The following is a 13,496-nucleotide window of genomic DNA, read 5'->3' as shown; positions in this document are numbered from 1 at the left end:
CTGGGGTTTGCCATCACCTATTGTACGTTTACCCCCGCCACTGCGCTGCAATGGATCACGCTAAGCCAGGTTGGCGTCGTCTTCATCACGCCGACACTCTACGAGCTTCTCCGCCGGCTGCTTGGGCTGGCCGGCTGGCGCAGCCGTCTCTCCCCCTGGATCTGGGCAGCCTCACTGAGTTTTCTATATATCCTGCTGGCCACCGATACCTATATGGGACGCCCGCACCTGTATTGGTGGGGCTATTATGCGGATTACCTCATCGGCGGCACACTCCTTGCCGGCTATTTGTGCAGCGTCCTGGTCTTCCTGTTCATCGAATGCTTACGCACCTGGCGCCTCTCACCCCGCGGCAGCTCACGCCGGCACCGGGCGAAAATTCTGCTGCTCGGCTTTGGGGTCTCTTTTACCGCTGCCCTCGATTTTCTGCCGAGCTGGGGTATCGACGTTTATCCCTTCGGCTATGTCATGGTGGCCTTCATGGTGGTCACCATCGGTTATGCGGCCTGGCGCTACCGCATCGTTGCCGTGACATCGCGAGCGGCGGCCGACCACGTGCTCAAAACCCTCTCCGACGGCGTGCTGGTACTCGACGATTTAGGCGCTATCGCGGTGGCGAACAGCCGCGCCGAACACCTGCTCGGTGTCGAGCGCAATGAGCTCCTGGGCATGACCGTCGACAAGGTGCTGCCGATGACGCATGCATCCCCAGGCCCCGCGGGAAACACATCGTCGGATCCGCAACAGGCCGAGATCGAGTTGCCGCTGTCCACGGGCGAACGACGCGTGGTCAACATCACCGTCAACACGATGCGCGATGCCTATGGCGGTGCGCCGCTGACGGTGTTGGTGCTTCAGGACGTCACCCGCTACCGCGAGGCCACGGACAGAATCCGCGATCTGGTGTATTTCGATCAGGTCACTGGGCTCCCGAACCGCCGCCATTTGCGTGACAAGCTCGGCCAGGCGCTCGAACTCTCATCCCAGGGGGAGGGGTTCGCTCTTTGCGGTATTCGTCTGGAGCATTTCCGGCATCTGGCGGATCATTCTTCCGCGCACTTGAGCGATGCGATGCTTCACGTGATCGCCTCTCGCCTGCAGTCGTTCGCCCACTCGGCCGCTCACGAGAAAGTGACCGTGGCGCGGCTGCAAGGCTACGAATTCGCGATCCTCTTCGAGCGACCCGAATCGGTCGGCAAGATGACGAGCGAGTTCAATCGGCTTCACAAGATCCTCAGCGAACCCATCGTAATCGGAAGCCGCCGGCTGCAGCCTGTCCTGTGGCTCGGCGTCAGCCTCTACCCCAATGACGCCGCCGGTATCGATGCACTCATGGATCGTGCCGCCGCAGCGGTCGATCAGGCGGCAGAGGCCCGTGCTGAAAGCGTCCACTTCTACAATGCCGAAGCGAATACCGCGGCGCTGCACTCGCTGATGCTCAGCAGCAAAATTGCGCGGGCTATCGAAACCGACGAAATGTGCCTGTATTTCCAGCCCATCATCAGCACGAAGACCGGGAGGATCGCCAGTGCCGAGGCGTTGGTGCGGTGGAACGACCCCCAGCAGGGATTGCGTCCACCCAATGAATTTATCCCGGTGGCAGAGCAGAGCGAGCTGATAACGACCCTCGACGACTGGGTGCTCAGAAAGGCCTGCGAACACGCCTTGGAGTGGCAAGGGCCTTTCGCTGCGCCGAGGGTCGCGGTGAATCTCTCCGGCGCATCGCTCGCGATGGCAGGCGGCACACGCTTCGCGCAGATGATTGAAGATGTTCTGGAGACGAGTGGGCTGCCGCCTGAGCGCCTGGAGATCGAAATGACCGAGACCCGCATGGTGGGCACGGACCAGGGGGTTGTCGATGGGCTGAAGCGGCTGCGGGATCTGGGCGTGCGCATCGCGGTCGATGATTTCGGCACCGGGTATGCTTCGCTTAGCTACCTGCAGCGCTTCCCGCTCGACAAGCTCAAGGTCGACCGGAGCTTCGTCATGGCCATCGAGGAGGATGCGACCAAGACCGCTTTGCTCAGATCGATCCTGCTCCTCGCCTCCCAACTGAACCTCGAGGTGGTCGCCGAAGGCGTCGAGACACCCCATCAGGCGGCGTTTCTGCTCCGCCACGGCTGTGGTTTCATGCAAGGCTATTTGTTCAGTCGGCCGCGGCCGGCCGAGGAGTTCATGCAGCTTGTCCACACCTGGCGCACGCCCAATGAGATACGCCCCGACGAGAAGCTCGCCCCCCCTGCCAGTGGCACGGGAGAGCTCGCGTTTGCTGCAACGCCGGGCTCAGGGAAGCCAACCGCTCAGTTGAACGTCGCCACTCGCTGCTGATCGTTTAGCGCGCTGCGCGGCACAATGCCGTTGCGCTGGCTCGCGCTGCCGGCCGATCGCCCGTGGCAGGGAAAGGCGGCTGGCGGGAGGCATCGCCATTTGTCAACGGTATGTGATGCACTTGGATGCGTCTCGCCTCGGATCAGCACGAGCGCTCGGATATCGGAATTCGATCGCAGCGTGTGCCTTCCAGTAAGGGTTCATCTTGCAGACAGCGAGGCGCTGCGGGATCGGGCCGCCGGCATCGAGCATGCGCTCCCGACATCGGCGCCGCATTCGACCCGTAAAAAGCGCCACCGCGCAAAACGGCCCTCGCCCTCGCTCACTGACTGACAGCGGAGCGCTCGCTGAACGATTCTGCAAAGAACGAAGGATGATCACGAGACTCCCGACCACCCTGGCGATAGCGGGCGCGCTGCTTAGCATGAATACGACCGCGAGTGCCGACGATTTCGCTCGCATCGCCCACCTAGAATATGCCGCTCGCTCGGCATCGGCGCCCGCTTCCTGGCGCACGGCACCGCTGGGGCGCCTTATCCTCGCTCCCCCCCGCGTGCTCGGCAAGCGTTTGAACCTCGGCGAAAACGCGGCCGACGCGAATGAAAATGCCAGCTCAAGCGCGACCCCCGCGAGCGCACGCAACGAATCACACAACCCCATCGGGCTCAGGCCGTGGAAATCAATCGGCGTCGCCAATGGCGACGTCCGGCCTGCACCCCGTCAGGCAAGCGCCGGCTTGCCGAGGGCGGCAGGAGCACCAACAACCGAGCCGGCAAGCTCTAATGAGATCAACTTCGTAAGGCCGGTCGTATACAGCCTGAGCTTTATGGCGATCGGCTTCGGCGGGTTCGTTGCCGGTGGCATACTCAAAGACGAGCCAAGCCTGGATAACTTCCGCAAATTCTCCACGTCGACGCCGCATTTTGAAGATGACTCGGCGCTGTTCAACTTCGTACTCCATCCGTTGTGGGGCTCGGAGACCTATCTGCGTGCCCGCGAAGCTCACTTAGGCATTCCGGGGAGTATCACCTTCTGCCTCGGCGCCTCGGCCACCTGGGAGTACTTATTCGAGTCGTGGACGCAACGGCCGAGCACACAAGACCTCATCCTGACGACCGGACTTGGCTGGATAATCGGGGAAGGACGTTACTACCTGAAAAACCGATTGGATCCGAAATATCATTGGTGGGTCGATCCCATTTATACCACTTTGCAGTACTTCGACATCGGCGTGAACCGTGACCCTACAGGACACACGCAAACGACCCTGCGATTGACCTGGGGCTTTTAACGGCTCGCCCCGAACAATAACGGATGGCATGCCTCAATCCCGTCGCCCGCGACGCTCGCGCCAGCCCAGTGCCGCAAGGAGGACGAGCCCGAGGAGCAACAGCGCGCTAGGGGCGGGCTCGCCTATCTCGGCGGAGTCGCCGCTCGGCCGCGGCCCCTCTCCCGAGGCCGTCAGGTCGGCGGCTGCAAGGCGATAGTCACCGCCCGGCCCGGACGGCGGACGCCTCGTTTGCCAGAAGAAAGTCAATGGTTCCCCGATATCCCACCCCTCGCTCGCGGGCAGCGTCCAGATCAAGCCGTTGTCCGCGAACTCGATGTGCACGGCGCCGGCTCCGGATTTCAGCGCCGCGCCAGCCTGCGTAAAGCTCACACCGGCCACGCCGGTGAAACCTTGCGGTGCAACGGCCAGGCGGAACTGCTTGACGCCCAACGGCGAGAGCACCGTGGCGGGGCGCGGAAACGGCGGATCGTTCGGGTTGTCGACACCGGGGATTACCGTATGGACGTACGTATAGATCGTATCGGACGGATTATCCGGCGGAACGCACGGCGAGACCCCTGCGGGGCAGTTCACGCGACTGGAGAGATCGCCGAGGGAGTCACCGGTGGCGGTTACCAGGCTCGTATCCACGCTCGGGCCCACCGGACCGACAATCGCGGCCCCCAGCGTCAGTGTGTCGAGATCCGTCGGTTCGATCGCTACGGCGCTCACCGAGCCCGCGTGGGCGAAGCCGATTGCCAGGGCAACAAGCAAGCTAAGACGAGGAAGGCGCATGCGAATTCTCCCGAGCGGCAGGGCCTTGTGACTCGATGGTGACGTTGCGGGACGGGTCTCGTTACCCTAACAGCGAGGCTAAGGCAGAGACCATGGTTTTCCTCTGCCGAGACGGTCGACCGTGGCGGCAGTACGCAAGACGGCGAGGCCGGCGCGATCCCGGCCTGCTCATGCCGACCGCCGGGTCTGTTCCTGGCGTCACCCTGCCAGGCGTTGGCGGGAGCCTCTGCCTTTCATCTTATTCGCCCGGGCTAGGCGCCGCCATCACGGCCCGAAACTGGGTGGCCATTCCTCGAACTGCGGAAGCGCATCGGCGATCTCGAACCACCTTGCCTTGGAGCGAACGAAAATATGCTCGCGCGGGCGCGCGCCCGGATCACCGTCGACCGAGCCCAGCACCACTTCCGTGACTTTACCGCAATGGGTGCTCACCAGCGGAGAGCCGCACCTTCTGCAAAAGCACCTCGCCCTTGCGGGGGAAGATGCGTAGGCCTCGACAAGCTCCACCCCCGAGGTCCATCGGAAGCGCTCCGGCTTGATCATCCCCCAGGTCGCAAATGCGGCCCCCTGCGACTTTCGGCACATCGAACAATGACAATGGCCGATGGCTTCGAATGATCCCATGATCTCGTAGCCTATTGCCCCACACAGACAGCTGCCCGTTATCGCCATATCACTCCTCCGGCGTATTACGCTGGCGCAGCGTTGCCCACGCGATCGCCTGGCCAGACGAAAAAGACGACGCGTCGCACGCATCGGCCTCTCGGGCCTTTTATACGCCTTTTTACCGGCAGCGCATGTTCTTCCGTCGCCGCCCGCACCGTTGACGACGCTCCGGTGCCGGGGAGCGGGACGCGCCCTTCCCTGACGCAACGGAACCGTGCAGCAGGCCGTTTGTCCTTTTGTTCATCGTTTTCCGATTTGCGATACGCTCGAAACAAAAGCGCATTCAGGTTATATGCTTACAGAGAGATCAATTGAATCAGCCGGCAGCCGCCGCCGCGGTTGCTCACGATACCGGTCCGTCGCTTCACGGTCCCGGCAAAGGGGGTCTCGCCATGACGATGATCAGCGAAAAAGTCGAGCGCCTCGTGGTGTTGCTGGATGAAAACAAATCCGCTTACGACGCCGCCGTGCTCATGTCGAACAAGCACATCGGCTCCGTGGTGGTAACCCGCGCTTCCCAGGTCATCGGTCTTTTCACCGAACGCGACCTGATCCACCGGCTGGTCACAAAGCACCTCGACCCGGCCGAGGTCAGGATCAAGGACGCGATGCGCACCGACATCGTGCGGGTCAGGCCCGACGAGGAAGTGGAGCACTGCATTGAGCTCATGAAGCAGAATCGATGTCGGCATCTGCTTGTCTTCGAAGGCGATGCCTTCGTCGGCATCATCTCACTGCGCGATTTGCTGTTGTTGTTGCTCAAGGAAAAAGAAGAGCTCATCCGCCAACTCACTCAGTACGTCACAAGCTGAACGCGCCTGTTTACCTCATGTGCCGATGAAACGTATTGCCGGATGAACGCGCACGAGGCGGCACAACCTGCCGCGCGTTGATACCGCGCGGAATCCGCGCCAGTGCCACGCCGGCCGACCACGGTCGCCGCCGGCGCGGCGGGCGGATTGCGCCGACTCCAAGCAGCCGGGCGGCTCGCGGTAAAAGGGAGGCTCTGCCCCATTCAATCGATGTGTAATCCTCAGCCATCGGACTCGCCATGGCAGTCGCTCGCGCGGCAATGCGATCCGGACGCTCGGGTGCTGGCGGGGCGCAACCGCAACGGCCGGGCAGAAAAGATCACCCTGCTGGGAAGGCTTTCCAATCCCGCGTTTATCGTGCTACTTGCCTTGTGCGTCGCCATGCCCGGCCGGGCCGAAGCGGCTCCGTCTGATGCCGCTCTCTCAGATGCCGCCATCGAGCAGCGTCTGCGTTTTCTCGAGGATCGCCTCGATGGCCCCAAAACACACGCGCGGGTATGGTGGTACAGCTGGCTGACCATCAATGGCGGCAGCATGGTCGGGCTCGGCGCCGCTGCGGTATTGACCGACAACGACGGCGACCGGGTCAAGAACATCGTCAAGGCGGTGACCTCGGGTATCGGTCTGGGATATATGCTTGCGACTCCGCTGCAGGCGCGATTAGGCGCGAGCGCGATCACTGCCATGCCCGAACGCACCCGTGCGCAAAAGCTGGCCAAGCTTCGCGCCGCCGAGCGACAGCTGCGGCACAACGCCAAACGCGCCGAAAGGCGCTGGGGAATGTTCGAGCATGTCGGCAATGCCGCGCTCAACGTCATCGCCGGCACCGCCACCGCTTTGGCCTCGAAGCCTGAGGAGGGGGTGGAGGTGGCCGTGACCGGGTTCATAGGCGGCCTGGTCTTTCTCCTGACCCAGCCCGCCCAACCCCCCCACGACGGGGAGGCATACCCGAAACTGACGAGTCCCACGCGCCCCCGCCGCCAAGTCCTCGTCGAACCGCAGCCGGGCCGTGGGACGCGCAACCGGCGCGTTCAGTGGTAAGACTGGCAACGGCGGGGCTTCAAGCCGCGGGCACCTCACGGTACGTGCACAAGCGATAGCCCGCCTAGCCCAATAGCTTCGGGTTGAGCTGCCACACCGAATAATTGAGCGCGGCCGCCAAGCTGACCCACAGTAGGTAGGGAATAAGCAGCGACCCGGCCACAAGGCTTACGCGGTAGAACGATACAAGCGTTGCAACGACAAGCAAGCACAGAAACAGAATATCCGCGAACGCCCAAGCGCCCTGCTGCCAGACAAAAAATAGGTAGCTCCACACCGCATTCGGCGCAAGCTGCACGAGGAACAAAGCAAGTGCGGTGCGCGAGGCGCGTGAGGCGCCAACGCGCCATACGAGCCATGCGGAGACGCCCATGAGCGCATAAAGCACTGCCCAGACCGGCCCGAAGGCCCAAGGCGGCGGCGCCCAATCCGGACGGGCCAGTTGCGTGTAAAACGAACTCGCCTGAACAGACGCCGCGCCGCCGATGGCGGCGGTGATGAAGCTGACCAGAAGCCAGCCGGCCAGGCCGATGGCCTGCTTTTTTAGCGAATATGGGGACATCGCAGACTGCCCTCGCTCCTTCCTCTACATGTTGACAAGCGATTTTTGATGGCGTCAGCCGGATTGGGGGGCGGAGACCGGAGAACTTGCCGTAATAAGGCTTCCATGAAGCACGAAAGAGCGATCGCATCCCTGCGAAAGCTCCATGGGGCGTCTCGAAAAGCCGACCGGCCCTGGTTCCAACGCCAGCGGCGCGCCGACCATCGCAGGCCGCGCGTGCTTCGCCGCGGATGGTGCGGCGGCAACGGGGTGGTCCCGTGCAATGCTGGTTTTCACCCGACCCCGAGCGGCGGACACCTCAAGGGTGAACGACAATGACGATCCGCGCGATGCCGGCATGCGCGCGATCCGTCAGGGAGCGGGCGGCCTGGGGATTACAAAGCTTAAAGGATCGCCCACCGGCGATCCCCTACGTTCAGACGAATACCGCGACCTCGATATCGCCCTCTTTTCGCTCTACATTGACCCCCACATCATGCAGATGGCGCCTGAGAACAAGATCGATCACCGCCTCTCCAAAGCGCAGATTGGTGATTTCAAGACGGTGCAGGTAATCGGGCAGTCGCGGATGATGAAATCGCAGTTGCGGCTTCTCCTCGGAAAGGCCCAAACCGAGGCAGGCCTGCAGGAGGTGGAAGACGGTGCCGCTCGCCCATGCCTGCGGCAGGCAGGCAACGGGATAAAGCGTTGGGCCTTGGCCGGACAGGCGGTCGAAACCGCAGAACAGCTCGGGTAACCGGTGCAGATCCAACGTGATGCTGGCATCGAACAGACCGGTCAGGATCCGCAAGGCCTGCGCCTTGAAGCCATAGCGGGCGAGTCCCATTGCGACGATTGCGTTGTCGTGGGGCCAGATCGAGCCGTTGTGGTAGGACATCGGGTTGAACCGGCACTCCGTCGCGGCCAGGGTGCGAACGCCCCAGCCGCTGAAACTCGCCTCGCTCAGTAAAGTCTCCGCCACGCGGCGGGCGTAGTCAGGACGGGCGATACCGCTGAAAAGTGCGTGCCCCGCGTTGGAGGAGACGACGCGGCAGGGGCGTTTTTTACCGTCCAAGGCCATCGCGAAGGTTGCGATTTCCTCGCACCAAAATGCGCGATTGAATTTTTCCTTGAGCGCGTCTGCTTCGCGCCGTAGCGCTATAGAGCGATCTTTTTGCCCCAGAACAGCGGCCAGTTTGGCCGCTGTTTTTTTCGCTCCGTAAACGTATCCCTGCACTTCGCACAAGGCGATCGGGCCTTGCGCAGGACGTCCATCGCGATGAAAAACCGAATCCTCCGAATCTTTCCATCCCTGGTTGACCAGCCCATTGTGGCTGTGCCGGGCGTACTCCACGAACCCATCGCCGTCGATATCGCCGTAGCGCTCGATCCACCCGAGGGCCGCTTCAATATTCGGCCAGATCGCCTCCAAGAATGAGCGGTCCCCGGTCCGTCGGAAATAAGCGCCCGCCAGAACGATGAAAAGCGGTGTGGCGTCCACACTGCCGTAATAGCGCCAAAACGGCACCTCGTGCAAAGCCGCCATTTCACCGTCCCTGGCCTCATGAAGAATTTTCCCGGGCTCGGCATCCTGGGCAGGGTTCTCCTCTGTCGCCTGCGTCGCCGCCAAAAAGCTCAATACGCCGCGAGCAAGGTGCGGGTTGAGCCACAAACACTGGAGCGCGGTGATGATTCCATCGCGTCCAAAGGGCGTGCTGAACCAAGGCACGCCCGCATAAGGATAATCGCCATACGGGGTCCTGGTCGTCAGCATCCGCAAATCCGCGGCCGAGCGGTTTATCCAATCATTGAACTGCTCATTGCTACCGAAGATGTGCCCTACGTCGGCATGGCGAGCAGCGACTGTCTCGTCACATCTAGAGAGCGCCGCATCGTAGGAGAGCATCGTTCTTTTCCTGTTTTCTATTTCACAGCCGACCGCCACGGTGAACGATTTCTCCGTCTGGGCGGGCAATGTGATCGCAAAGTGCGCCGCGTCCTCGTGTTGCTTGCTTGGCGATTGACTGAATGCGATGCGCGTGCGGCGAAATTTGTCGTCCAAACCCTTATAGCCGAGGATCACTGCTTTTTCTTCATTTTGCACGGCGAGCATTCTTCCACGCTGCTGGCGCTTTGCACCCCGCACCTCGAAAATATCCGCGTAATCCGCCGCAAATTCAAAGCCGAGCCGCAAATCAACTGGCGCTATTCCATAATTGAAAAGTCGAATGGACTCGTAATACACGCCCTCCCAAAGTATTTTCTTCCTGCATATGTGAACGATTCCCTTGTGCGTGGTGAGCCGGTTCTTCTCGTAAAGATCCGGCGTGGTGAGGTCAACAGTCAAAAGCGTGTTGTCTTCCCTGACTGTCGAGTTGAGCAGGAGGGGACGCAGCTCGTTCACTTTGAATTCGAGGTAGGACAGAAACCGTGTGCCTTCGTGGTAAAGTCCCTGCTCCTCCATGCCGAGATGTTGGATATCGCCGTGCTGGTCGAATACAGCGAAGGTTTCGCCATGTTTGAGTACGCGCGTGCGGTCATCGATCCGAGCGGAGGTGGTGAGCACATACCATTGATCATTGATCAACAAGACATCGTTGGTTGCCATAGCATCTTTCAGCCTACCAGTCTCGGTTGGAAGGTTGGTTCCTCAATGAGCGCTTGGTATACCTCCACGTACTTGTCAGCCATGCGGTTGGCGGAGAACCGTTCTTCGAACTCGTCACGACAACGCCTTCGGCTGATTTGGTCTATCCGTTGCACGGCGGTGGTCGCCTGGTTGAGGTCATCCACGATGAATCCGGTTTCACCGTCTCTTACAATTTCGGGGACGGAGCCTCTGCGATAGGCAATGACCGGAGTCCCGCAAGCCATCGCCTCGATCATAACCAGGCCAAAGGGCTCTGGCCAATCGATCGGAAATAGCAATGCGTCGGCACCACCGAGAAAATCGTTCTTTTCTTTTTCCCCAATCTCTCCGACGAAGTGAACCAGCGGATGGCGGAGAAGAGGCTCGATTTTCTCATCGAAGTAATCCTGGTCCACTTTGTCTATTTTCGCTGCGATACGCAGTTCCATGCCGGCGCGAACGGCGATTTCAATTGCTCTGTCAACGCGTTTTTCGGGCGAGATACGGCCTAGGAAAGCAAGATAACCAGAGGATCGCGGATAGTAGGTGTACAGGTTGCTCGGCAGGCCGTGGTATACAGTGGCTTGCCAGTTCGCAAAAGGCAGCGGCGCGCGCTGATCGTTTGAAATGGACGTGATCGGAAGGTCCGTGAAAAAGCGGAACACCGCAGCGAGATCCGAAATGTCCAACCGCCCGTGCATCGTCGTTACGCTGGGAGCGTCCAACATACGGATTAGCGGAAACTGCAGATAATCGATATGGAAATGCACGATGTCGAAATCGGCCGCAAGCTTGGCCAGCTTGCCCAGCATGACAACATGATGTGCCAAGGGGTCCTGGCAGTGCTGGTTGAGCCGCAATGCCTGATCGACCACCGGATAGAGCGTTGCCGTGGTCGTTGAATCGCCGCTGGCGAAAAGAGTGACATCGTGCCCCAAACGCACGAGCTCCTCAGTAAGATAGGATACGATCCGTTCCGTTCCTCCATAGTATTTCGGTGGCACGCTTTCATAAAGAGGCGCGATCTGTGCGACTTTCATCTATTTATCCCTGCTACGGTAGGTGAGGAAACAAACCCTTGTTGCGAGCATGAATCCAGTCGATCGAAGGAGTGACGAAGATTGATTTCAAAACCTTCCGCCCCCCCCGGATTGTTCCGCACGTTTTCTCTGGGGCAACGCATTTCACTGGATCGAGCGCCCTCCCGTTTTTTATAGTTCCCGCGCGACAGGCGGGGTTATGTGGGACGGCAGCGGGTCGCGCGTCGGCCACCACGTATTAAGCGCACCGATTGGCGACGCCCCATCGGCCCGATGCAATTCGTGAGCTACCCAAGACGCCTTGGCAAATACTCATCGGCGCCTTCCTGGACCCCGTGATGTCGAATGCTGCTTACCGTGAGCTTGCAGTAAGGCTTATCGGTGCCGAGCATATCGACGCGAGCGCCGAGTTCCCTACCCCAACGCACTGCGATTGCGTGCTCGCCCTGCCGACTCGTGTCGTCGAGCAGTATGACGCATCCCGGTTCAAGCCGTTCTTTCATGACGGGAGCCAGCCCATACCTGCCGCCCTTGGTCGAGCCGGGCGGGCCGTCACAGATGACGAATGAAAAACGCTCTGGCATCGATCCCAATGGGACGTCGTACCAGCAAAAGGCGCCATAGTCCTTGAGGAAGTGTAAGCACAGGGCTACCGAGTCAATCTTGTAGCGCTTGATGTAACGCCGCACTCTGGCGGCCCACTCGGGCGTGTGCTCGAGCGCCCAATGACTGAGACCGCGCCTTTTTGCGATTGCGCCGACGAGGATCGTGGACAAGCCGGAGCCGCATTCCAGGATCGGCCCGTTTGCTTTCAGCGCATGCGCCATGCAGCCCGCCAAGTATTCATCCAGCGCGCTCCAGCCCTCGTTTCCCCACCCGTAGATCAGGTCAGCCACCACGGGCTCGCCCGGCTGGGTGTAAGTTTCAGGCGCTTGCAGGAACTTCCGCATTGCCCGGCGGAAAACGAAAGCCCGGTGCGCGGCGCGGAGCAGACGCCGGGGCGTGAAGTCTCGTTGCGCGCTGCGGATGAAACGCCGGGTCCGGGGGGGGCACGAATGCTTTCACGATGCTTCGCAACTGACTCATTGTAATTACCTTCAGAGGCTCAAGGGGTGCGCGGCTCTTCTCACGAAGCGTACGCCGCAAAGCCGCGGAATCACGAGCCGGGGAGGAGGGGCAGACACTCTCAAGCGGTTGGCGCCGCGATCCGTCCGATGCAGCGCTGGTCCGCCCAAAGTGCTCGGTGGCCGTCCTGGCATGTGAGAGTCCTTATTGATTGCATCCACGGACAGCCTCGCAGGAGAATTTGAATGAATCCCTGTTAATCCCGTCCGGGAAATGTGGTCTGTTCGCCGTTGAGTTGCTTGTTACGCGGCGCGTCAGCGAAGCATTAGACAGCGCGGGCATGAGAAGGTTCTGCTCTGAAGCGCGAAAAATACCGTGGCGATTCACCCCAGTGGTCATTGATTCCATCCGCGTAGAGGACGGAGCCGTGGCCAGCTCTACCTCAGAAAGCCCTCCAGGCATCCAATATTGACGCCGTGCTTCCTAAAGGCCGCGCTGCACCAACAGGACAACGAAAACTATAGCGCCTGAATACGATCAAGCCACCGCTTACGCCAAACTGCCAAGCACACGCAGTGGTTTCACTGCGGGCTTACCCACTTGGGATGTACACCGCTTCCTCCGAAAGGCGCATATAAAATTCGATCGCAGATGGCTAAATTTTCAAGGGCAATATCTAGGCAGCTCCAACTGGGGCCGCTGGTTAAGCGACGTCCAAGTCTGTGGCGGCCTGCAGATTCTTTCAACGTCTAGAACATCGGGGAAGTGGGATTGACTGCGCGCAGGCGGTAGCGACTGGGCGCGAAATTCAGTCATCGATTCCGGCGGGTTTTGCGAGGTAAACACCATGATGACGATTATCGTTCGACTTTTGCCGCGCCTTGCCGCGAGCGCACCTGCCACTGCCGTCGCCGTGATGCTAGTGATACCCGAAATTGCCGCTGGCGCAGGCCCGGAGAGGCTGAGCAGCTTCCAGATGGACACGGTCAGTGCCGGGGGGGTAACTGTCTCGGCCGAGTCTCTGGCCACCTCATCCGGCGAGTCCGGCTACGCCGCAACTCGAACGCGGACTTTCACCAAAAGCACGCCGGTCGCCGATATAGGCCTCGCCGGCGGCACGGCAACGGCCTGCTGCGGCTCGGACACGGATGCGACAGTTTCGACCGACTCCTCCGGCGATGGTGAGATCATCGCCGGAGGGAGCGTCAATATTCAAAATACAAATCCAGTATTGTCCAAGGCAATCGGGGTCGAGGCGATTGTCTCCGTCAGCCCACCCAACTGATATGGAAGAAACGCTGGTTAAGCG

The 13,496-nt window shown here is 60.7% G+C and carries 11 protein-coding genes; 5 read left to right on the top strand and 6 right to left on the bottom strand.

What is annotated here, in order from left to right; genetic code table 11:
• A partial coding sequence (locus tag AC52Q4_RS06035; protein WP_495535903.1) for a putative bifunctional diguanylate cyclase/phosphodiesterase occupies nucleotides 1–2,328 on the top strand: 2,328 nt, incomplete at its 5' end.
• Between the two features lie 373 nt (nucleotides 2,329–2,701).
• On the top strand, nucleotides 2,702–3,619 hold the full coding sequence (locus AC52Q4_RS06030) for a DUF3943 domain-containing protein (protein ID WP_495535902.1): 918 nt from the start codon (nucleotides 2,702–2,704) through the stop codon (nucleotides 3,617–3,619).
• A gap of 33 nt (nucleotides 3,620–3,652) precedes the next feature.
• Here AC52Q4_RS06030 and AC52Q4_RS06025 read toward each other — a convergent pair whose 3' ends face one another.
• Nucleotides 3,653–4,393, bottom strand: a complete 741-nt coding sequence (locus AC52Q4_RS06025; protein WP_495535901.1) for an exosortase, PEP-CTERM interaction domain protein — start codon at nucleotides 4,391–4,393, stop codon at nucleotides 3,653–3,655.
• Nucleotides 4,394–4,657: 264 nt separating this feature from the next.
• Nucleotides 4,658–5,065, bottom strand: coding sequence for a GFA family protein (locus AC52Q4_RS06020; RefSeq protein ID WP_495535900.1), 408 nt, complete (start codon nucleotides 5,063–5,065; stop codon nucleotides 4,658–4,660).
• 305 nt (nucleotides 5,066–5,370) lie between these two features.
• On the opposite strand from AC52Q4_RS06020, the gene AC52Q4_RS06015 reads away from it, so the two are divergent.
• Both AC52Q4_RS06015 and AC52Q4_RS06010 read left to right on the top strand, forming a co-directional pair.
• Nucleotides 5,371–5,871, top strand: coding sequence for a CBS domain-containing protein (locus AC52Q4_RS06015; RefSeq protein ID WP_495535899.1), 501 nt, complete (start codon nucleotides 5,371–5,373; stop codon nucleotides 5,869–5,871).
• Nucleotides 5,872–6,081: 210 nt separating this feature from the next.
• Nucleotides 6,082–6,912, top strand: a complete 831-nt coding sequence (locus tag AC52Q4_RS06010) for a hypothetical protein (RefSeq protein ID WP_495535898.1) — start codon at nucleotides 6,082–6,084, stop codon at nucleotides 6,910–6,912.
• Between the two features lie 64 nt (nucleotides 6,913–6,976).
• Here the strand turns inward: AC52Q4_RS06010 and AC52Q4_RS06005 are convergent, their stop codons facing one another.
• From AC52Q4_RS06005 to AC52Q4_RS05990, 4 genes are all read right to left on the bottom strand, one after another.
• Nucleotides 6,977–7,474 (bottom strand): TspO/MBR family protein, encoded by a 498-nt coding sequence (locus tag AC52Q4_RS06005; protein WP_495535897.1) that lies wholly within the window; start codon nucleotides 7,472–7,474, stop codon nucleotides 6,977–6,979.
• Between the two features lie 415 nt (nucleotides 7,475–7,889).
• On the bottom strand, nucleotides 7,890–10,061 hold the full coding sequence (locus AC52Q4_RS06000) for an amylo-alpha-1,6-glucosidase (protein WP_495535896.1): 2,172 nt from the start codon (nucleotides 10,059–10,061) through the stop codon (nucleotides 7,890–7,892).
• A gap of 8 nt (nucleotides 10,062–10,069) precedes the next feature.
• Nucleotides 10,070–11,122, bottom strand: a complete 1,053-nt coding sequence (locus tag AC52Q4_RS05995) for a glycosyltransferase family 4 protein (RefSeq protein ID WP_495535895.1) — start codon at nucleotides 11,120–11,122, stop codon at nucleotides 10,070–10,072.
• Between the two features lie 287 nt (nucleotides 11,123–11,409).
• Nucleotides 11,410–12,018 carry a class I SAM-dependent methyltransferase gene (locus AC52Q4_RS05990; protein WP_495535894.1) on the bottom strand — a complete coding sequence of 203 codons (609 nt, stop codon included), beginning with the start codon at nucleotides 12,016–12,018 and terminating at the stop codon, nucleotides 11,410–11,412.
• 1,016 nt (nucleotides 12,019–13,034) lie between these two features.
• On the opposite strand from AC52Q4_RS05990, the gene AC52Q4_RS05985 reads away from it, so the two are divergent.
• Nucleotides 13,035–13,472: a hypothetical protein gene (locus AC52Q4_RS05985; RefSeq protein ID WP_495535893.1), complete on the top strand. Its 438-nt coding sequence runs from the start codon at nucleotides 13,035–13,037 to the stop codon at nucleotides 13,470–13,472.
• The last annotated feature ends 24 nt before the right edge of the window (nucleotides 13,473–13,496 follow it).

It is taken from the genome of Nitrococcus sp. (genome assembly GCF_059432795.1).
This window is presented reverse-complemented; position numbering and strand designations above follow the sequence as displayed.